The organism is Burkholderia sp. BCC1985 (genome assembly GCF_905339915.1).
Classification (GTDB): Bacteria; Pseudomonadota; Gammaproteobacteria; order Burkholderiales; family Burkholderiaceae; genus Burkholderia.
In genome coordinates this window covers 289,422-309,295 of the sequence record NZ_CAJPGY010000003.1, presented here as the reverse complement: position 1 = coordinate 309,295, position 19,874 = coordinate 289,422, and the positions used below count along the sequence as shown (strand labels likewise).

17 protein-coding genes and 1 pseudogene are annotated in these 19,874 nt (G+C 66.1%); 6 read left to right on the top strand and 12 right to left on the bottom strand.

Annotation, left to right across the window (positions count from 1 at the left end; all coding sequences use genetic code 11):
* Positions 1-104: 104 nt before the first annotated feature.
* Positions 105-299: pseudogene (locus U4Z31_RS04790) on the top strand (helix-turn-helix domain-containing protein); the annotation flags it as partial.
* Between the two features lie 81 nt (positions 300-380).
* Here U4Z31_RS04790 and U4Z31_RS04785 read toward each other — a convergent pair.
* Positions 381-1,721, bottom strand: coding sequence for an APC family permease (locus U4Z31_RS04785; RefSeq protein WP_044844550.1), 1,341 nt, complete (start codon positions 1,719-1,721; stop codon positions 381-383).
* Positions 1,722-1,848: 127 nt separating this feature from the next.
* Complete coding sequence (locus U4Z31_RS04780) at positions 1,849-2,694, bottom strand: carbon-nitrogen hydrolase family protein (RefSeq protein WP_044844551.1); 846 nt, start codon at positions 2,692-2,694, stop codon at positions 1,849-1,851.
* A 178-nt stretch (positions 2,695-2,872) separates the two neighbouring features.
* Here U4Z31_RS04780 and U4Z31_RS04775 point away from each other — a divergent pair, with 178 nt between their 5' ends.
* Positions 2,873-3,691: a helix-turn-helix transcriptional regulator gene (locus tag U4Z31_RS04775; RefSeq protein ID WP_321809590.1), complete on the top strand. Its 819-nt coding sequence runs from the start codon at positions 2,873-2,875 to the stop codon at positions 3,689-3,691.
* 271 nt (positions 3,692-3,962) lie between these two features.
* On the opposite strand, the gene U4Z31_RS04770 is transcribed toward U4Z31_RS04775, so the two are convergent.
* The 4 genes from U4Z31_RS04770 to U4Z31_RS04755 form a co-directional block, all read right to left on the bottom strand.
* Positions 3,963-5,450, bottom strand: coding sequence for an MFS transporter (locus tag U4Z31_RS04770; protein WP_321809589.1), 1,488 nt, complete (start codon positions 5,448-5,450; stop codon positions 3,963-3,965).
* A gap of 82 nt (positions 5,451-5,532) precedes the next feature.
* Positions 5,533-6,552 carry a cyclase family protein gene (locus U4Z31_RS04765; RefSeq protein ID WP_321809588.1) on the bottom strand — a complete coding sequence of 340 codons (1,020 nt, stop codon included), beginning with the start codon at positions 6,550-6,552 and terminating at the stop codon, positions 5,533-5,535.
* 66 nt (positions 6,553-6,618) lie between these two features.
* Positions 6,619-7,899 (bottom strand): CoA transferase, encoded by a 1,281-nt coding sequence (locus U4Z31_RS04760; RefSeq protein WP_321809587.1) that lies wholly within the window; start codon positions 7,897-7,899, stop codon positions 6,619-6,621.
* Between the two features lie 73 nt (positions 7,900-7,972).
* Positions 7,973-8,737: an IclR family transcriptional regulator gene (locus U4Z31_RS04755; RefSeq protein ID WP_044844555.1), complete on the bottom strand. Its 765-nt coding sequence runs from the start codon at positions 8,735-8,737 to the stop codon at positions 7,973-7,975.
* Positions 8,738-8,970: 233 nt separating this feature from the next.
* Between U4Z31_RS04755 and U4Z31_RS04750 the strand changes: the two genes are divergently transcribed.
* The 4 genes from U4Z31_RS04750 to U4Z31_RS04735 all read left to right on the top strand — a co-directional run bounded on the left by U4Z31_RS04750 (position 8,971) and on the right by U4Z31_RS04735 (position 12,877).
* On the top strand, positions 8,971-9,873 hold the full coding sequence (locus tag U4Z31_RS04750; protein WP_321809586.1) for a CoA ester lyase: 903 nt from the start codon (positions 8,971-8,973) through the stop codon (positions 9,871-9,873).
* A 183-nt stretch (positions 9,874-10,056) separates the two neighbouring features.
* Complete coding sequence (locus U4Z31_RS04745; RefSeq protein ID WP_321809585.1) at positions 10,057-11,139, top strand: porin; 1,083 nt, start codon at positions 10,057-10,059, stop codon at positions 11,137-11,139.
* Between the two features lie 45 nt (positions 11,140-11,184).
* Positions 11,185-12,645 (top strand): MmgE/PrpD family protein, encoded by a 1,461-nt coding sequence (locus tag U4Z31_RS04740; RefSeq protein WP_321809584.1) that lies wholly within the window; start codon positions 11,185-11,187, stop codon positions 12,643-12,645.
* A 37-nt stretch (positions 12,646-12,682) separates the two neighbouring features.
* Positions 12,683-12,877, top strand: a complete 195-nt coding sequence (locus U4Z31_RS04735; RefSeq protein ID WP_044844559.1) for a hypothetical protein — start codon at positions 12,683-12,685, stop codon at positions 12,875-12,877.
* A gap of 115 nt (positions 12,878-12,992) precedes the next feature.
* Here the strand turns inward: U4Z31_RS04735 and U4Z31_RS04730 are convergent, their stop codons facing one another.
* The 6 genes from U4Z31_RS04730 to U4Z31_RS04705 form a co-directional block, all read right to left on the bottom strand.
* Entirely contained in the window at positions 12,993-14,165 is a 1,173-nt protein-coding gene (locus U4Z31_RS04730; protein WP_321809583.1) for an alpha-hydroxy-acid oxidizing protein, read from the bottom strand.
* 93 nt (positions 14,166-14,258) lie between these two features.
* Complete coding sequence (locus U4Z31_RS04725) at positions 14,259-15,605, bottom strand: MFS transporter (RefSeq protein ID WP_321809582.1); 1,347 nt, start codon at positions 15,603-15,605, stop codon at positions 14,259-14,261.
* A complete protein-coding gene (locus tag U4Z31_RS04720; protein WP_321809581.1) occupies positions 15,602-15,727 on the bottom strand; it encodes a hypothetical protein in 126 nt (41 codons plus the stop codon). Before U4Z31_RS04720 ends, U4Z31_RS04725 begins: the two co-directional genes overlap by 4 nt.
* Before the next feature lie 141 nt (positions 15,728-15,868).
* On the bottom strand, positions 15,869-17,320 hold the full coding sequence (locus tag U4Z31_RS04715; protein ID WP_321809580.1) for an aldehyde dehydrogenase: 1,452 nt from the start codon (positions 17,318-17,320) through the stop codon (positions 15,869-15,871).
* Positions 17,321-17,375: 55 nt separating this feature from the next.
* Entirely contained in the window at positions 17,376-18,965 is a 1,590-nt protein-coding gene (gene mdlC / locus U4Z31_RS04710; RefSeq protein WP_044844563.1) for a benzoylformate decarboxylase, read from the bottom strand.
* A gap of 413 nt (positions 18,966-19,378) precedes the next feature.
* Entirely contained in the window at positions 19,379-19,825 is a 447-nt protein-coding gene (locus U4Z31_RS04705; protein ID WP_321809579.1) for a hypothetical protein, read from the bottom strand.
* Between the last annotated feature and the right edge of the window lie 49 nt (positions 19,826-19,874).

Sequence of the window (19,874 nt, the reverse complement as noted above, 5' to 3'; positions counted from 1 at the left end):
GTGGGAGCAAAGTTGTAATGTCCGCTTCTAGCCAAGTTCAAATGTCCGCTTTTCGACCCATCGTAAGCTGATCGGCCGCTGGGAATCCAGCGCCGGAGGCTTTGATGGCTGGAACAGAACGGATCACGATGACGATGCGCGAGTTGGACCGATTCAAGGTCATCCAGGAGGTGGCGGACGGCAAGCTGAAGTCATGGCGTGCGACCGAACGGCTGGGCCTGACGACGCGGCAGATTCGGCGGCTGGTCGCCCGGCTGCGTGAGCACGGCCCGGCGGGCCTGCCTGGGCACCGGCATTCATTCCAACGCCAGGAAGCCATTTCGCACGTCGACGACGGGCACCGGTCGATAGCAACCTCACTGCAGCCCGCCTCACCTCGATCAAATCGCCACTTCCGGCGGTGCCTGACGAAACAGCCGCGTAATCCAGCACAGATATCCCAGCCCGAGCACGAACCACGCGATGCCGAGGATCAGTGCCGCCTTCTCGAGACTCACGAGCAGCCAGATATCGGACACCGCGCCGATCACCGGGAACACGAGCCCGCCGAACACCCCGATCCGGCGCTCGCCGTGATTACCCGACAGATACAGGCGAATCACGCACAGATTGACGGCCGTAAAGGCAAGGAACGCGCCGAAGTTGATGAACGACGTCGACGTGGCGACGTCCAGCTTCAGCGCGATCAGGCCGACCACGCCCGCCAGCGCGATGTTGATCGCCGGTGTCTTGAAGCGCGGGTGAATGAATCCGAAGACGCGTTTCGGCAGGATTTCGTCGCGCCCCATCGCATAGAGGAGTCGGCCGACGCTTGCTTGCGCGGAGATACCCGACGCGAATTGAGCGAGGATCAGACCCGCGAGGAATACGGTGACGAACACATCGCCGCCGATCATCTTCGCGACCTCGAACGCGGCTGAATCCGTGTCCTTGAATTCGACGCCCGGGTGCGCGAGCTGCATCGTGTACGCTGCGATCACGAAGATCGCCCCACCGATCAGCGCAATCAGCAAGATCGCACGCGGCATGTTCTTTTTCGGCTCGATCGTTTCCTCGGTCAGCGTCGACACCGCGTCGAAGCCGAGGTACGAATACGCAGCGATCGCGGCGCCCGCCATCGTCGCGCCGAACGGCACGTGCGGCTTGAAGAACGGCTCCGCCATCGCGATGCCGCCCGGCCCGGCCGCGGCCGACGCATAGTGCCAGCACAGCGCCACGAACATCACGACGATCGCGAGCTGCACGATCATCAGCACGATATTGAAGCGCGCAGCCAGTTCGATGCCGACGATGTTCAGGCCGCTCGTCAACACGATGAACGCGACGATCCAGATCCAGGTCGGCACATGTGGAAACGCGGCGTTCAGATATGCAGCGCCGATCAACCAGATCACCATCGGCAGGAAGAAATAGTCGAGCAGCGTCGCCCAGCCGATCATGAAGCCCAGGTGCGGGTTGAACGTCTTGCGCGTGTACGTATAAGCCGAACCTGCAGTCGGATAGAGCCGCGCGAGCTTGCCGTAGCTGAGCGCGGTGAACGCGATGGCAATCAGCGCAAGCAGATAGGCGAGCGCGGCCGTATCGTCGCTGGCCTTGGCGAGCACGCCGTAGGTACCGTAGACGATCAGCGGCGCCATATAGGCGAGGCCGAACAGCAGCACGGACGGCAGGCCGAGCGTGCGCTTCAGGCTCGGCGATTCATGGGATGACGACGCTTGCATGTTATCTCCTGGACCTTCGGGGCCGATGCGAATGCCTGTGTGCCTTCGGCCGACATTTCGATTGAACGGGCACGCCCGGGCGACGCATGACGCCCGCGCGATGCCGTGAATGGACTGCGAAACCGGATTATTCGCCGCGCTGACAACGCGCTTCGATCATGAACGCGCGATGTCCGTCCGACTGTTCGAGCGGCGCGAGATCAAGCGCCACGCGCGTGTCGTGCAGGTAGCTGTAGTGTTCGCGGCTCGCTTCGAGACGCGTGAGATCGAGGTTCGCCCGCACGACCGCCTCGTCCCTGCCCAGTTCGATCGCGGTCTCGCCGAACGGATCGACGAGCGCGGAAAGGCCCGCGAACGTCAGATTGTCGTCGCCGGCCCCGCAGCGGTTCACCATCACCGCGAACATCTGGTTTTCCATCGCGCGCGCCGCGATCGCGCGGCGATGCACCGGGCCGAACGGGTCCATGTTGCCGTTCGTGACGATCAGCAGATCGGCATCGAGCGCGCCGACGGCTCGCGCCGTTTCGGGAAATTCGATGTCGTAGCAGATCAGCAGGCCGACCGTCAGGCCGTTCCAGATGCACGTCGCGAAGCGGTCACCCGGCGTGAAGACACCGACATCCGATGCCCACAGATGCGTCTTGCGATAGCGCAGCACGATGTCGCCCTGCTCGTCGACAAGTACCGTGGTGTTGTAAAACCGGTTGCCGTCGCGCTCGGCGAGGCCCACGGCGACAGCGACGCCCTTTTGTCGTGCCGCGTCGCGTACCGCGGATAATCCGGGGCCATCGAGCGTCTGTGCGACTTCGGCGACATTGTCCCGGGTCGGAAAACCCGACAACGTCGTCTCGGGGAACACGATCAGTTTCGTGCCGCCTGCCACGTCGACGCGCCCGATCGTGTCGATTACCTTGCGCGTGTTGTGCGCGACGTCGCCGTCGATCAGCGAGAGTTGCGCGAGTTCTACCTGCATGAAACCGTCTCCTTCCAATAGCCTTTCATCGGCGCGTCGTCTGCCCTGCCCTTCTGATACGACGCGCGGTCGAGCGAAACAGGCCGTGTTACCCCTGCCTGTCGAAGTGAGGCCGATTATCGGGTTATTATTTTTGACCTGAAATTCCCCGCCAGGGTTACCCTCACCGGAGCACACGATGGACTTCGAATGGCGAGATCTCGCTTTTCATCGGGAGATTGGCTCGGCCATCGACGCCCTCGATGGCCCGCATTTCTGGGCACGCCTCACGCGTGTGCTCGAGCGGCATCTCGAGTTCGACAACTGGGTCGCGCTGCGTTTCGCGCGCGCCGCGCCGCCTCTCGTGCTTGCCGAGCAGGCGATGCCCGACGGCAAGATCGACCTGATGTTTCAGGACTATCTGGCCGCCCTCTATCAACTCGATCCGTTCTATCTCGCCGCGTTCGAAACGCAGGCGTCGGGCTTCTACACGCTCGCCGACGTCGCGCCGGACAATTTCCGGATGACCGAGTACTACCAGCGGTACTTCAAGAAAAACATCGTCGGCGACGAAGTGCATTTCAACGTCATGATCGATCGCGATCACACATTGGGCTTTTCGCTCGGCAAGACGAGCAAGTACGACGATCGCGAGATTGCGTTGCTCACGCTGTACACGCCCTGGGTCCTGTCGTTGATGCAGCAGCGCTTGCGCTTCGAGACGTTCGCGATCAAGGATGCGCCGCGCGTGACCGAAGGCGAAGCGCCCGACCCGCAGGCGCGCTTCGGGATGCTGACCGGAAAGAGCGGGCGCGGCGCGTTGACCACGCGCGAAATCGAAGTCGCGATGCTGTCATTGAGCGGATTTTCGTCACGCGCGATCGGGGAAAAGCTGTCGATTTCGTTCGAGACCGTGCGTGCGCACAAGAAGCACATTTACGCGAAGCTGGGTGTCGGATCGCAATCCGAATTGTTCGCGATGTTCTACGATCGGGGCAGATCCGGCGAATCTGCGTGATGCGCGTCTCGGTGTCACTGCACGAATACCGGCAGGCGCGCTGCCGCTTCAGGTTTAGCCGGTGAGCATGGAATCACGTGCATCCAGATTGAGCCGGAGATTCGTGACGGACGCGAATTCCGGCTTCCGGGATAAGTGGCATTGCCTTGCGATGCGTTTTTGAACCGGGCAATCCTGTCACGACGCGGCGACGCTCGATCGACTACGCCGACGGTGTCTGCCGTCTTGAAACCGTTCGAATCCGCGCCTTGCCCCGTTGCTGCCGGTGCCATTACACCGCCCCATCCCCGGCTCCTTTATGCCGCCCATCGACACGCCGAGTCGGCAATGCGGCGAGCCCGCGCACCGCCGCCGCGCTCTCGGCGCCATCGTCGCTGCGGCCGGTGATCTCATCCAGCGCCCGGTTGTTGGTGTACGGCCCGAACACACCGATCGACACCATCACGATCAGCATGCTGCCGCCGATCAGCACGAACACTGCGGACACCCCGGCGCGCTCGAGCAGCAGCGCGACGATGAAGCTGCTCGCGATTCCGGTCAGGCGGCCGATCGAATGCACGAAGCCGAGCGCGCGCCCGCGGATCTCGGTCGGAAACACTTCCGACTGGTACGCGGTGCCGTTGCTCGCGAGCACCGTGTTGGACAGCGTGACGAGCAGGCCGAACGCGATCACGAACGGCGCCTGCGCCGACATCGCGAACGCGGTGCCGAACAGCGCGACGCCGAACGCCGACGCGACGATCAGCCACTTGCGCTCGACGCGGTCGGCGAGCACGCCGGCAACGAACGGCGACACCGGATACGCGAACGCGATCACGAACGCATACCAGAGGCTCTTCGTGACGCTCGCGCCCTGCGCGGCCAGCAGCGTCGGCAGCCACTGGCTGAAGCCGAAGAAGCCGATGCTCAGGAATGCGTTGAATACGATCAGCATCGCCGTGCGGCCACGATGCCGCGCATCCCACATCGACGGCGCGCGCCGCGCGGCCGGCGTTGCGACAGCCGGCATCCGGACCGCGGGCAGCGGCCGGCCGGATTCCCGCTCGACCGCCTGCTCGAGCCGCCGCAGCACGGCTTCGGCGTCGGCCTCGCGGCCGGTGCTGGCAAGCCAGCGCGGCGACTCCGGCAGCCGCGACTGCAGCCACCAGACGACGACCGCGCCGCTGCCGCCGAGCAGCACGACCCAGCGCCACCCGGACACCCCGAGCGGATCGCGCGGCACCCACAGCCACGACACCAGCGCGAGCACCGGCATCGCGAGATAGCCGATCGCGAAGCACAGCGCGAACGCACGCCCGCGCACTGCTTTCGGCACCAGCTCGGTCAGGAACGCGCCGATCGTGATCAGCTCCGCACCGATGCCGCAGCCCGCGATGAAGCGGCACACCAGAATGCCGAGCGCATGCGTCTGCACGCACATCGCAAGGCTTGCCGCCGTGTAGAGCAGCAGCGCACCGGTGAACAGCGCGCGCCGTCCGATGCGGTCCGCGAGGCGCGACACGAACATCTCGCCGACAAACAGCCCGGCGAACGTCGCCGCACCGAGTGCGCCCTGGTCCGACATGCCGAGCACGCCGTGCGAGCCCGCGTGAAAGATGCCGTCGCGGATCAGCCCGGGCGGCAGGTAGGTCATCTGGAACAGGTCGTAGACCTCGAAAAAACCGCCGACGCTCAGGAACAGCACGAGCGTCCAGATGCTGGCCGTCGCGGGCAGGCGGTCGATGCGCGCGGCGATCGACGCCGCATGGGAATGGGACATGGCGATTCCTCGGTGATCCGCCCGCGCGGTCTGCGCGAAGCGGCGGACAGGGCGCCGGCGCGGGTGCGCGCGGCGCCGGCGTTCATACGGTGGCGACCGGATTGACCGGCGACCCGACGAGCCCGCGCAGGTGCAGCGGCGGCGCGGTCAGCAGGAAGCAGTTGCGCCGATGCGCGCGCAGCCAGTCGGCGAGCGGCGTCAGATGCCACAGCTCGCCGAGATGAATGCCGAGCTTGAACAGGCACAGCTCGTGCAGCGGCATCAGCGCGCCGGGCCGCTCGCGCGCCGACACATGGCGCGGGCGCTCCTCGACCGCATGGTTGTCCGCCGCGAGCGCGGCGAGCCCCGATGCGTCGATCCATTCGAGCAGGCGCGGATCGTTGCCGTCGAGCACGCAGCACACGTCCGGCGCGGCGGACTCGCCGCGCGCGTCGGCGTCGAGCAGGCGATCGGCGAAGCCCGTATGCACGCATACGATGTCGCCGCGCTCGACGACCACATCGTCCGCGCGCAGTACCGACATCCATTCCGCGTAGCCGATCTTGCGCCGCTCGTCGCCGAAGTGGCGGCGCAGGTCGACCATCACGCCGCGCCCCTGCACGCCGGTTTGCGCCATCACCTCGATGCCGAGCGCGCGCGCACCGCCGCGCGGCGCACCCGCTTCGGGCACCCGGATGTGCTCGTCCATCCGGTAGCCGTTGTAGAACACGCGGGCGCGCTCGCCGTTGCCCGCCGGATCGAACAGCGAGCCGACGTGCGACAGTGCATCCCACTGCGTCGAGAACTGCGAGTGCATGCAGAACGAATCGTCGCAAACCACATCGGTTGCGTTGGCAACCTGTTCGTCAGCCCGATAGCCGAAGTACGGCCTGTCGCCGAGCAGCGCCGGCATGATCGCCGGCGGCCGGCGCCGCGCGTTCAGGCCGCCGCCGCGCGGCACGTCGAGCGGCAGGCTCAGCGAGAACACGCGGCCTTCGCGCACCTCCGCGACGCCGCGCAGCACCGCGTCGGGTGTCAGCCAGTTCAAGCGCCCTTTCTGATCGTCAGGGCCGAAATCCCCCCAGTTCGAGCCGGGCGGCCGATGGGTCCAGCGTGGCTTCATGGTGTCTCCTCCATGCAATGTCCAGTGTGCGGCGGCCGTCGTTCGCGGCCGCCTCGCACGGCGCGCCTAGCGCGTGCGGATCACGCCCAGCCCGGCGAGCCGCTCGTATTCGCGTTCGCCGAGCAGCGGCAGCAGGATCTCGCGATTGCTCTCGCCGAGCGCGGGCGCAGGCCGGCGGAACGCGCCGGGCGTGGCCGACAGGCGCGGCGTGATGTTGTGCATCGGCAGGCTGCCGACGTCGTCGTCCGGCAGCTCGACGAGCGCCTCGCGCTCGATTACGTAGTGATCCTGAACGATCTGCGCGATGTCCTGGATCGGCCCGACCGTCACGCCTGCTTCCTCGAAGAACGCGAGATTGGCGTCGAGATCGCGCACGGCGATGAATTCGCCGACGATCGCATCGAGCGCCTCCGCGTGCTGCACGCGCTGCACGTTGGTCGCGTAGCGCGGATCGTCGATCAGGTCCGCTCGGCCGATCGCGCGGAACAGCCGCTCGGCCATCGCCTGCGTCGAGCTCGACAGGCACAGCCACTTGCCGTCGCGCGTGCGATACGCGTTGCGCGGCGCGGTGTTCGACGAGCGGCTGCCGGTGCGCGCCTTGATCTCACCGGTCATCACGTAGTTCGCTGCAGCCGGCCCGAGGATCGACAGCAGCGGCTCGAACAGCGACACGTCGATCACCTGCCCCGCCGCGCCGTGCGCGTCACGCGCATGCAGCGCGACCAGCACGGCGATCGCGCCGGACAGCCCGGCCGTCATGTCGCCGAGGAACATCGGCGGCAACACCGGCTCGCGATCGGCGAAGCCGTTGATCGCCGCGAACCCCGCATACCCTTCCGCGAGCGTGCCGAAGCCCGGCTTGTGGCGGTACGGCCCTGTCTGCCCCCAGCCGGAGATCCGCGCGACCACCAGCTCGGGACGGATCGCGAGCAGGTCGTCCGGGCCGAGCCCCATCTTTTCGGCGACGCCGGGCTTGAAGCTCTCGACGAACACGTCCGCGTCGCGCACCAGCCGGCGGACGATGTCGATCCCCTCGGGCGCGCGCAGGTCGACGCACACGCTGCGCTTGTTGCGTCCGTACACCTTCCAGTTCGTGCTGATCCCGCCCGCGCCGACCGCGCGCAGCGTATCGCCGCGCTCGCTCTCGACCTTGACGACATCCGCCCCGAAATCGGCGAGCTGCACGCTCAGCATGTTGCCCGCCATCAGGCGCGACAGATCGACGACGCGCACGCCCGCGAGCGGCCCCCGCGCGCCGGCGTCGAACGGTTTCGGATGGATCGGGCCGGTGGACGCGCGACGGCGCGCGCCGGCCGCGTGAGCGGCCTGCGGGTCGGGAACGAACATGCTGGTCTCCTGGTTGGTGGGTGTGTCGTTCGATGCGGACTTCGAAGTGCGCGCGCTCGGCCGCGCGCTGGCGCTACTCGAGCAGCTCGCCGAGTTGGTCGGCCGCGCGAAACGCCGCGCCCGCGGCGGGCAGATCGCCGCCCAGCGCACGCGTCAGCTCGGCGGCGGCCGCCTGCACGCGCGGCAGGTAGTCGGCCAGCACCTTCTTGTTGAAGCGATAGCGCGGCACGCCGAGCGAGATCGCGCCGCTCAGCACGCGTCCGACGCCGAACGCCGGGCACGCGATCGCCGCGCTTTCCGGGTCGCGCTCGGCGATCGATACCGCGTAGCCCTGCTCGGCCGTCTTCTCGTAGTCGCCGCCGCGCGTGCCGCTGAACGCGAGCAGCACGCGCCCGGCCGCGCCGACGTCGAGCGGAAAGCGGTCGCCTTCGCGCAGGTGCGTGCGCACCGAGCGCTGCGCCTGGATGCGAAACAGGCACACGCGCTGATCCCCTTCGCGCACGTAGAACGCGGCCGTCTCGCCGGTTTCCGCCGACAGCGTCGACAGGATCGGCATCACGTACTCGCGCAGCTGAAACGACTCGCGATACATCATCCCGAGCTGGAACACGGCGGGCCCCAGCACGTAGCGCCCATCCGGCAGGCGCTTGATGAAGCGGAACTGCTCGAGCGACTCGAACATCCGCAACAGCGTGCTCATGTTGAGCCCCGTTTCCTCGCTGACCTGCGCGAGCATCAGCCCGCCGGGCGCGTTGCCGAACGCCAGCAGCGCGGTCAGCGCGCGGTTGACCGCGGCCACGCCGCCCTCTGCGGGATTGCTTGTCTCCATCTTGCTCATGTCCACCTCGTGCGATGCCGGTAGAGTCGCGTCGCGGCGCCGCGGCCGGCATCTAAAAATGAAAGTTGCTTTCATTATACGCAGATCGTCGACGACAGCAACATGAATCAACACAGATTCACTCGCTCGTCATTTCTGAAAATCCCCTTTAAAACTAGGCGTTAACGATAATCTTGACGAATGCCATCATCCGCCTCAAAAATGAAAGCGACTTTCATTTTTATTGATCATCGATGGAATTCTCGTCTCAACCGGTCTGGCGCTCGCTGCTGTACGTCCCCGCCCACGTCCCCCGTTTCGTCGCTTCGGCCGCCGCGAGCGACGCCGATGCCCTGATCCTCGATCTCGAGGACAGCGTCCCGCCAGCATGCAAGGAGACCGCTCGCGACGGGCTGGCCGATGCCGTGCCGGCGCTGCGCGCGCCGGGCCGCGACGTGCTGGTGCGCGCCAACGGCCCGCTCGACCTGCTGGTGCCCGACCTGCGCGCGGCCGTCCGGGCCGGCGTGGACAGCGTCGTGCTGCCGAAGGTGCGCGGCGGCTCGCACGTCGAGGCGATCGACGAACTGCTGGCCGCGCTCGAAGAGGAAAGCGGCGCGCCGCCGGGCCGCACGCGGATCGTCGCGATCGTCGAAACGCCGCGCGCGTTCCAGGCGATGGACCGGATCGCGCAGGCGTCGCCGCGCGTCGTCGCGATGATGCTGGGCGGCGGCGACTTCGCGCTGAACTGCGAAAGCGCCGCGAGCGCCGACGTGCTGCGCGTGCCGAAGCAACTGCTGATCATTGCCGCGCGCGCCGCCGGCGTCCTGCCGCTCGGCCTCATCGGCGGCCTCGACGAGCTGCGCGATCTCGACGCGTTCGAGCGCATCGCGCGCGCGTCCGCGGAGCTCGGCTATGCGGGCGCGACCTGCATCCATCCGCTGCAGGTCGGCGCGCTCAACCGCGCGTTCCGTCCCGACGAAGACGCGGTGCGCGACGCGAATGCGGTGCTGGCCGCCTACGACGACGCGCGCGCGAACGGGCGCGGCGCGCTGCGCGTCGACGGCAGGATGGTCGACGCGCCTGGCGTCGCCCGCGCGAAGCGCGTGCTCGCGCGTCACGCGGCCGTGCAGGCGCGTGCCGACGGCGCACCCCGGTGATGCACGCGCCGTCCTGCATCGCCGTGCTTCACCCCGGCACATGCGCACGTCGCGCGTGCGTCCCGCCGCGACGCAGCCGGTTCGCCGCCCTGCCCGGATAGCGCCGCCCGCAGCACCGCCGCGCCGCTCGACCAGCGCGGCGCCGCAATCAAACAAACAACAAACCCTCGAAGGAGACAAGCCATGAGCAAGCGAATGTCCGCATTGTGCGGACTGGGCCTCGTATCGGCCGGCGCCTGCGCGCAAAGCACGATCACGCTGTACGGCGTGGCCGACGTCTATACGGAATTCCTCACCCACCAGGCCGCGCCCGGCGACAAGTCGTCGGCATCGCTCGTGCGGATGGCGTCGGGCGGCAAGAGCGGCTCGCGCTGGGGCCTGAAGGGCGTCGAGGATCTCGGCGGCGGCTGGCAGGCCGCATTCCGGCTCGAAAGCGGCATCAACCTGAACAACGGTACCGGCACCGGCGCGGGCGGCTTCGACCGCTCCGCGTGGATCGGGCTGCAGCACGAGCGCTGGGGCACGCTGCGGCTCGGCCACCAGTATTCGACGCTGTTCGACGTCATGGAGCGCTATTCGCCGACGGGCGCGTACTCGACGCTGTACGAGCCGGCCGGCGCGATCGTCGGCGTCAACTTCCGCGAGAACAACGTCGCCAAGTACCTGGCGAAGCTCGGCTCGCTGACGCTCGAAACGCACTATTCGTTCGGCGGCACGCCCGGCGCGTTCCAGTCGAATGCCGCCTACGGCGCCGGCTTCGATTATGCCGGCGCCGCGTTCTCGTTCGCCGCCGCATTCGACAACGTCAACACGCCGCAGCCTGGCGGCTTCGCGCATTTCCGCCGCTACGCCGCCGCCGCGATCGTGTCGGTCGACCGCGCGCAGCTGCTGGCCGGCGTCACGCACGGACAGAGCGGCGTCGCCACGCGGTCGGTCGTGACGAACTACACGTTCTGGTGGGCCGGCGTGCGCTACATGATCACCCCTTACCTGCAGGCGCTCGGCGCGTTCTATTACGAGGACATCCGTGCGCAGAATCCGCCGGACGCGCAGGCGAGCGCGCCGCACCCGGCCAACCCGCAGCAGGTCACGCTGCAGCTGAACTACTTGCTGTCGAAATCCGTCACGCTGTACCTCGCGGCCGGCTACGCGCGCCGCGCCGCGCTCGATTTCGACAACTACAACTACAACTTCCTCCACTACACGCTGGCCGCCGACCGCGCCGGCAGCGCGGGCGTGGCGCTCGGCCTGCGCAAGCTGTTCTGAGCCCGCCTCTCGCGCCCTTTCAGGAACCTTCGGAGTCTTCAAACCATGAACCGCCGCCACTTCCTTTCCACGCTGACCGGCGCCGCGCTCGCGCTACCACTTGGCCGTGCCCGCGCCGGCTCGCTGCCGACGGCCGCCGGCCGCCCCGATCTCGCGCAACAGCTCGCCGACTACGCGGCCGGCCTGCAGTATCGCGACCTCGACGCCGCGACGATCGAGACGATCAAGGCGCATCTGATCGACGCGCTCGGCTGCGCGATTGCCGCGCACGACGAACGCCCGGTGCAGATCGCGCGCGACGCGGCGCTCGCGTCGCCGGGCGGCGTGTCGACGATCGTCGGCACGAACCGACGCACGAGCCCCGATCTCGCCGCGTTCGCGACCGGCACCGCGCTGCGCTACTACGATTTCAACGACGCGTACGCCGGCAAGGAAACCGGCCATCCGAGCGACAACATGTCCGCGTGCCTCGCCGTCGCCGAAGCGCAGCATGCGAGCGGCCGCGACCTGATCCTGTCGATCGCGATCGCGTACGAGATCGCGTGCCGGCTGATGGATGCCGCCGCGATCAGCCCGCGCGGCTGGGACCACACGTGCTACAGCCTGCCCGCCGTCGCGCTCGCCGCCGGCAAGCTGATGCGCATGCCCGCGCCGCAACTGGTGCAGGCGGTCAACCTGTCGATCAACAGCCATCTCGCGCTGAACCAGACGCGCGTCCAGCAGCTGTCGAACTGGAAGGCGCTCGCCGATGCGGACGCGGCGCGCAACGCGGTGTTCTCGACGCAGCTCGCGCGCGCCGGGCTGACCGGCCCCGCGCCGATCTTCGAAGGCATGGCCGGGTTCTTTCCGCAGGTGTCCGGGCCGTTCGCCGTCGACACGCGCGAATTCGGCGGGCGCGACGGCGCGTTCCGGATCGGCAAGTGCTTCGTGAAGTTCTATCCCGCGCAAGGACTCACCCAAACCGCGATTCCGGCCGCGCTCGACGTCGCCGCGCAGGTCGGCGACCTGCGCCGCATCCGACGCATCGAGATCCACACCACCGCGGTCGGCTACGTGACCGCCGGCCGCGACCGCGAAAAATGGGCGCCGTCGACCCACGAGACCGCCGATCACAGCCTGCCGTACATCGTCGCGCGCGCGATGCTCGACGGTGACATCACGACCGAGAGCTACCGGCACGACGCGCTGCACGATCCGGCGCTGCGCGCGCTGATCGAGCGGGTCACGGTGCAGGAGGACCCGGCGCTGACCGCCCGCTATCCGGCGCAGGCGCCGAACCGGGTGATGGCCGTGTGCGAAGACGGCACGACCTGCGCGAAGCAGGTGGACGAGCTGCCCGGCTCGCCGACGCGGCCGATGCGGCGCGACGACTACGAGGCAAAGTTTACGAAGAACTGCCGGCGGCACTGGAGGCCGATGCAGATCCGCGCGGCGCTCGATTACCTGTGGCGGCTCGACGAGCAGCCCGACGTCGCGACGCTGCCGCCGCTGCTCGTCGTCGGCTGACCCGCGTGAACGAACCCTAAGCCTCCGCCGCGACGCCATGCCGCTCGAGCGCTTCCGCGACCTCGACGACGCGACCGCGCAGCCACGCGTGCGCGTCCTGCCGAGCCTTTACCTGCAGCAGACGCGCGGCGCGAGCGCGCTGCGTGCCGGCTTCGAGCTGTTTCCGCTGAGATGGAAGCCGACGGAAACCTTCGAGACGGGCATCCTGAAGACACTCGACCGGTACCTGTAGACGTTCGGACAGCATTCGGCATCGGCCGCGGGCAGGGTCAGGCGCGGCCGCGCGGCGACGTCGCGTGCCGGCGTCGCCGCAATGCAGAAACTTAATACGGATTCCGATCGACCCATCAAGGCAACGACAAACCATCAATTGCTATTGTCGTTCGCTTCGAAATGTAGCTGCGATCGAGCTCCCCGACCGAGCGGCAACCGATGAGGGCGAGCGTCCGGTCTGTTTCCCGTTTGATCATCTCGATGACGTCGCTCACGCCGATTTCCCCTCTGGCTGCCAACCCGTATAACGTGGCGCGCCCGAGCATCACGGCATGTGCCCCCAAGGCGATCGCCTTGACGACGTCAGCTCCTGTCCGTATCCCACTGTCGAGAATGACAGTCGTTCCCGAGGTGCGCTCGACAATATCCGGCAGCACATCGGCTGTCGCGGGCAGGTCGGCGAGCTGCCGGCCGCCGTGGTTCGAAACGATCACGCCGTCCGCGCCGAGCTCGACGCACCGCGCGGCATCGTCGGCCGTCACGATGCCCTTGACCAGGAGTTTGCCAGGCCATTCGTCCCGCAAACGGCGCAGGTCGTCCCAACTGAAGCTCGCATCCATCTGTCTGCGAAGAATCGCTGCCTGGGAAGCCGTGTCCGATGCATCGTCCGTAGCGAAATTTCTCAACTCCGGCATGCCGTGCATCAGATAGGACCAAAGCCAACGCGGGTGCGACAGTCCATCGACGGCCGCGCGCGCACTTGCCTTGAACGGCATGGCAAAGCCGTTGCGAAGATCGCGTTGGCGAAAACCGTTGACCGCCACATCGGTGGTGAGGATCAAGGTCGAATAGCGAGCCGCACGGGCACGATTGACCAGGCTCTTCGCGAGGTTGCGATGAACCACATACAGTTGAAACCACAGTTCTCCGTCGGATCCTTTTGCCACCTCTTCGATGGACATGTTGGAAGCCGTCGATAGCGCGAAGGGAATACCGGCCTTGGCCGCCGCACGCGCAAGTGCGAGGTCGCCCTTGGGCCAGAATGCGCTATTCAGGCCCGTGGGTGCGATCACCAGCGGTGATGGAATCCGCTGGCCTAAAAGTTCCACCGACTGCTCTCGCATGCTGACATCCGACAGCCGGCGCGGCAACAACTGCAATTTATCGAACGCCGAACGGTTGTGCCTCAGTCCCGATTCATCGTCCGCCGCGCCTTCCAGATAGTCGAACACCATTCGTGGCAGCCGCCGTCTGGCTTCGTCACGATAGTCGCTGACGGAGAAAATGCCGGGAAATCCTGTTGTCATGATTTGCGTACTGTCGGAGTAGATCGTGATGCGAAGAACACGAGGCGCGCTGGAGTCCGGATTCGCGCGCCTCTGTCAAGCTGGAGCCTGAGGTCAGGCGCGATTGACGGGCGGAACATGACGACGCACGATCATCAGGCAGATAAAGACCATCGACATCGCCCCACCAAGCATGCCCAGGTACGCGGACGCTCCCCCCTGCGTGATCACGAATGCCCCGGCGAACGCGCTGAGGATCGCTCCGAGCCGCCCGAATGCAAGCGCGGATGCGGTCCCGGTCGCGCGTATCTCGGTCGGGTAGACGTAGGCGCAAAGGGCATACATCGTCGACTGAACTGCATTCACGAAGAGGCCGTGCAAACCAATTCCGAACACGAGCAACGTCGTGTGGGCAGAGACGTCGATACCGCGCAGGAAAAGCGCGCTCGCGGATGCCATCAGGCAGCACACGAGCAAAGGCCAGCGTGACCCGAACCGGCCGATTGCCACTGCACAACCCAGAGCGCCGATGACGCCACCCAGGTTGTAGGCGGTCAGGCCCGAACCTGCCACCGAAGGGCTGAGCCCCTCGCCTGCAAGCATCGTCGGCAGCCAGCTGAATGCGCTGTAGACCGCGATCAGGTTCATGAAGAAAGCGATCCAGATTGCAATCGTGTCACGGCCTTGATCGTCCGCGAACAGAGCACGAAAGCCCGGACGCTGTACCGCTTTCTGTTCCTTCTGATCGGCGAACACGGCGTCCGGCTGAATCGAGCGGGACATGCGGGTCAGCAGGTGACGCAGTTCGTTCCAGCGTTCGTCATGGCGGACAAGATAACGGGGCGATTCCGGCATGGCGAGATACAGCAGGAACGCCAGTGCCACGGGAAGCGTGCCGCCGATGAGAAAGAGCCCACGCCAGCCATAGTGAGGAAGCACGACGCCCGCGAACAGTCCCGCAAGCATGCCCCCCAGCGGTACGCACACGATGGTTGCGGTGACTGCGAGCGTCCGCCGGCGAGCCGGCGTAAATTCCGCCGTCATGGTCGTCGCGCTTGGCAGCGCACCACCGATACCCAGTCCCGCGAAGAAGCGCAGGATTGCAATGGTCACGACGTCCGGCGATAGCGCGATCGAACTCGTCGCCAGGCCAAATACCAGCACGCTTCCAATAATGGCCCAGCGCCGACCGAACCTGTCCGCGAAAAGGCCGGCGAACGCGCTACCGATACCCATGCCTACGAGGCCGGCAGCAACGGCGGGCGCAAATGCGTTGCGCGTAATGCCCCATTCCTTGATCAAGCTGGGAATGGCGAACCCGATGAGTTGCCCATCGAAGCCATCCATCACGATCGCGAACGCGGCGAGAAAGACGACCATTCGCTGAAACGCCGAGAACGGTCCGTCATCAAGGGTGCGGCCTATGTCGACGATCGGCAGACCAGGATTACGATCGTTCATTCCGCACCCCCGACCAGAGCAGTGAAGCCTGAATCGCAGGCCTGGGTAATCCGTTCTCCGACGTGATGGCCCGACTCGAACTGGGTGCGATCGAGCGACCACTCAAAATTGACAATAGGCATTGCAGTCTCCTTAAGCCGATCGCTCGTTGTTCCACGAGCGAAGGCTACTCACCGGTACAGGGTTGTTGTTTTGTTCGCGCCCACGATCCAGCGGCCCGTCTCGTCCGTCGCGAACAAGACGCGCCCCGACCGTGGCAACCATCAGAACGGATAGTGACGAGGCGTCGTTTGCACGGTGATCCAGCGCAAATCGGTAAATTCCGCGATTCCCGCCTTGCCGCCGAAGTGCCCGAAACCACTGGACTTCATCCCGCCAAACGGCATTTGCGCCTCGTCGTGAACCGTCGGCCCATTGACGTGGCAAAGCCCGGACTCGATACGCTTCGCTACCGTCAACGCACGCGCGACGTCACGGCTGAAGACTGCCGCCGACAGACCATATTCGTTGTCGTTCGCGCATGCGATGGCCGCTTCGTCTCCCTCGACCCGGACGATCGCCTTGACCGGCCCGAACGACTCCTCCCGGTAGATATGCATGCCGGCCGTGACGTGATCGAGCAGCGTGGCCGGCATGAGCGTGGTCTCGGATTTTCCTCCGCAGACCAACGTCGCACCTTTCGCCAGCGCGTCGTCGATCAGGTCGTTGCACTTCCTCACGGTCGCCATGTCTACAACGGAGCCGAGTACGGCCGGGCCCTTTCTCGGATCGCCAAGCGGCAGGCTCTTCGCCTTTTCGGCCAGGCGCGCGACGAATTCGTCGGCGATGTTCGCGTCGACGACGATGCGTTCGGTGGACATGCAGATCTGACCGGAATTGGCGAACGCCCCGAATGCCGCGCCTTGAACCGCAGCGTCGATATCGGCATCGTGAAGAACAAGAAACGGAGCCTTTCCGCCGAGCTCAAGTACCGAGGGCTTCAGATACTTCGCGCACTGGGTGGCGATGATGCGGCCGACTCGGGTCGAGCCCGTGAAGTTCACCCGTCTGACCGCGGGCTCGGCTATGAGCGCTTCGACAATGGCGCCGGCATTCGCCGGCGCATTCGTGACGAAGTTCACGACGCCGCGCGGCAGCCCGGCGTCCTGCAACGCCTCGATGATGAGGCCGTGGGTCGCGGGGCAAATTTCCGAACCCTTGAGCACGACGGTATTGCCGCAAGCCAGCGGCAGCGCGATGGCACGCACGCCGAGGATGACGGGCGCGTTCCACGGTGCGATCCCGAGCACGACGCCGGCGGCCTGCCGAACCCCGAGCGCGAGATTGCCGGGCACGTCCGACGGAATCACTTCGCCCGAAATCTGCGTGATCATCGCAGCAGCTTCGCGCAATCCGTCGGCCGCAAGCTTGACGTTGAAATCGGCCCACAGGCGGGACGCGCCCGTTTCGGTCGCCATTGCCAGCGCGAAAGCGTCGCGCTTTTCTTCGAGCGCATCTGCGGCTCGATTCAGCAATGCGCGTCGCTCGCCGGGCCCCATCGCCGACCAAGCGGGAAAAGCGGCGGCAGCAGCGTGCACCGCGGCCTGTGCATCGGCGACGGTCGCGGCGGGTGCGGTCGATGCAACCGTGCCATCGAGCGGATTGCGGCGCTCGAATGTCGCCCCATCGCGCGCCATCGTGCGCTCGCCGTTGATCAACATCGATACCTGATTCATAGCCGTCTCCTGGAATATGTTTGAAAAGCCAGCCTGTCGAACCACCGACTCGCGGTCAGGCCACGACAATTTCTACAAGGCGCGTTTTGCCCGAAGACAAAGCGTCTTCCAGCGCGGACTTCAGCGACGGCGCGTCGCTCACTCGCACCCCTTCGCAACCCATGCTGTTGGCCAGAGAAACGAAATCCAGCCCCGCGAGGTCGGTGCCCTGTACCGGATCCGACGCGGAGAAGCCGAAGACGGGCGCAAATTCCTGCAAGGCGGCGTAGCGGGCGTTATTCAGGATGACAAAGGTGATCGGGAGATCGAGTTGGACCGCGCTATAGATCGCCTGCGGCGAATACATCGTCGAGCCGTCACCGATGAGGCCGATCACGCGGCGGCCGGGTTTGCCCAACGCCACGCCCACCGCGGCGGGCATGCCGTAGCCCAGACCGCCGCTTGCCATCGTGTAAAACGTCTGACTGCGCGTGAACGGCAGATAACGCTGCATGACGGGCCGCGAACTTGGCGCCTCCTCGACCACGATATCCGCTGCGTCGCGCACCTCGGAGAGCGTCTGCAACGCATACGCGACCGACATGACCGCCGTGGGCTCGGCTCGCTCGACGACCTCGCGAGGCGCCGGCAACGGCCGGCCGCGCGGCGCCGGACGGGCGAGCAGGTCCGCCAGCCCCAGGCGAACGTTCGCCACCACCGACGTGCCGACCGGGGTCCACGCCGCGGTAGCCGGATCGTCGATCAGCTGGTACAACGCCGCGCCATCAGGCACATGCGGCCCACTGCCTTCGACGTGATACGCAAAAGCCGGCGCCCCGACGACGAAGATCAGGTCATGCCCATCCAGAATCCGAACGATTTTTTCGCGCATCGCCGGAAGGAATCCGGCGAAAAGTCGGTGATCTTCAGGGAAGCTGCAGCGTGACGACATCGGCGCGACATAAACCCGCGCATTGTGGCGCTCGGCGAGCTGGATGGCCTCGCTCCAGGCATCGGCACGATCGAGTTCCGCGCCGACGACGATGGCCGGCCGTTTGCAGTTGTCCAGCGCGTCACCGATCTCCGCGATCGATGCCGGATCGGGGCGGAACCGGGTGCTGACCCGTGTCGCCTCGACGAGGTCGGCCGGCTGATCCCAGTCGTCGACCGGAATGGAAACGAACACCGGGCCACGCGGCTCCTGCATCGCCACGTGGTAAGCACGGGCGAGCGCAAGCGGAACATCCGCGGCACGAGCCGGTTCGATGCTCCACTTCACATAGGGCCGCGGCAACTCGGTTGCTTGCGATGCCGACAGAAACGGATCGAACGGCAGAATTGAACGGGCCTGCTGGCCGGCAGTAATGATCAGCGGCGTCCGGTTCCTGAAAGCCGTGAATATGTTGCCCATCGCGTTGCCAACACCGGCCGCCGAATGCAGATTGACCAGAGCGGCATTGCCGGTCGCCTGGGCATATCCATCCGCCATACCGACGACGACGGCTTCCTGCAATCCCAGCACGTACCGGAAGTCCTCCGGGAAGTCGCGGAACATGGGCAGCTCGGTCGAGCCGGGATTGGCAAACACCGACGTCATTCCGAGGCGCCGCATCAAGTCCACGACGGCATCGCGAACGGTCGGCTGCCCACTTGTGTTTCGTTGCATCTCGAGTCCTCTGCGGTTCGCCACTCAGGCTGGCGGTGATTGGATGAGCCGCAGTATGGGATTCGATGCATTGTTTGAAAATTGCCAAAATTGCTCAAAGTCATTACGTTCAGGCATGGGTCCATCGGGCTGCCGGATGCGTCCATTCCGCCCGGAAGCCTTGCGGGTCAAGGCCGTACGCCGTCATCGCCGGCTCTGCGGCAGCCGCGGTGAGCGGCCATGGCGATCCCGTTCAGGGAAGACACCTAGTACCGGACAACTCGGGATCTTGTGCGATTCCTTTAGCCCCTTTCAACGGCCGAGCGGCCGTCGCGGCTGAAACAAGCGGCAGCGTGACGCTGATCGACGCGGCCATGACAACTGCGCCGGCGCACGCTCGCGTGTCCCGCGCCGGCTTCACCCGGGCGGCCCGCCTACGTGTCGGTCCAGGCGCCGGTGCCCTGCCGATACTGGATCACGTCGCTGTTGAACCGCACCTGCAGGTTGCCGTCCGGCAACTGCAGCCAGGTCGTCATGTCGAGGCCCTGCATCAGCCCTGCGAAGAAATCCCGCAACTGTTGAGACTGGCTGGCCTGCCAGACGTCGATGCGCCCGAGGCACGCACGCAGGTTGCCGCTCGGCTGCATGATCGTGCCGACCTGTCCGGCCACGTTCGACGCCGGATCGTAGACCGGCGTGCCGTCGCCGCTGACGATCGACAGATGGATCCCGCGCACTGACGTCGGCTGGCCCGGCGTCTGTTCGACGAGCGCGATGCAGCTCGTCATCGCGCCGAAATCGATTTGCGTCGCATCTCCCCAGATGCGCTCGCCAACCGCCAGCGGCGCGGGACCTTGTACGTTTTGAATGAGGTAGGGCATGAGTTCCTCGCATGACTGATGGGACTGCCGGTGGCGAGGCCGCGACGTG

Bases quoted from the DNA above. Each gene is read 5' to 3' on its own strand.
- U4Z31_RS04785 (WP_044844550.1), bottom strand. From the start codon at position 1,721: ATGCAAGCGTCGTCATCCCATGAATCGCCGAGCCTGAAGCGCACGCTC.
- U4Z31_RS04780 (WP_044844551.1), bottom strand. From the start codon at position 2,694: ATGCAGGTAGAACTCGCGCAACTCTCGCTGATCGACGGCGACGTCGCG.
- U4Z31_RS04775 (WP_321809590.1), top strand. From the start codon at position 2,873: ATGGACTTCGAATGGCGAGATCTCGCTTTTCATCGGGAGATTGGCTCG.
- U4Z31_RS04770 (WP_321809589.1), bottom strand. From the start codon at position 5,450: ATGTCCCATTCCCATGCGGCGTCGATCGCCGCGCGCATCGACCGCCTG.
- U4Z31_RS04765 (WP_321809588.1), bottom strand. From the start codon at position 6,552: ATGAAGCCACGCTGGACCCATCGGCCGCCCGGCTCGAACTGGGGGGAT.
- U4Z31_RS04760 (WP_321809587.1), bottom strand. From the start codon at position 7,899: ATGTTCGTTCCCGACCCGCAGGCCGCTCACGCGGCCGGCGCGCGCCGT.
- U4Z31_RS04755 (WP_044844555.1), bottom strand. From the start codon at position 8,737: ATGAGCAAGATGGAGACAAGCAATCCCGCAGAGGGCGGCGTGGCCGCG.
- U4Z31_RS04750 (WP_321809586.1), top strand. From the start codon at position 8,971: ATGGAATTCTCGTCTCAACCGGTCTGGCGCTCGCTGCTGTACGTCCCC.
- U4Z31_RS04745 (WP_321809585.1), top strand. From the start codon at position 10,057: ATGAGCAAGCGAATGTCCGCATTGTGCGGACTGGGCCTCGTATCGGCC.
- U4Z31_RS04740 (WP_321809584.1), top strand. From the start codon at position 11,185: ATGAACCGCCGCCACTTCCTTTCCACGCTGACCGGCGCCGCGCTCGCG.
- U4Z31_RS04735 (WP_044844559.1), top strand. From the start codon at position 12,683: ATGCCGCTCGAGCGCTTCCGCGACCTCGACGACGCGACCGCGCAGCCA.
- U4Z31_RS04730 (WP_321809583.1), bottom strand. From the start codon at position 14,165: ATGACAACAGGATTTCCCGGCATTTTCTCCGTCAGCGACTATCGTGAC.
- U4Z31_RS04725 (WP_321809582.1), bottom strand. From the start codon at position 15,605: ATGAACGATCGTAATCCTGGTCTGCCGATCGTCGACATAGGCCGCACC.
- U4Z31_RS04720 (WP_321809581.1), bottom strand. From the start codon at position 15,727: ATGCCTATTGTCAATTTTGAGTGGTCGCTCGATCGCACCCAGTTCGAG.
- U4Z31_RS04715 (WP_321809580.1), bottom strand. From the start codon at position 17,320: ATGAATCAGGTATCGATGTTGATCAACGGCGAGCGCACGATGGCGCGC.
- mdlC (WP_044844563.1), bottom strand. From the start codon at position 18,965: ATGCAACGAAACACAAGTGGGCAGCCGACCGTTCGCGATGCCGTCGTG.
- U4Z31_RS04705 (WP_321809579.1), bottom strand. From the start codon at position 19,825: ATGCCCTACCTCATTCAAAACGTACAAGGTCCCGCGCCGCTGGCGGTT.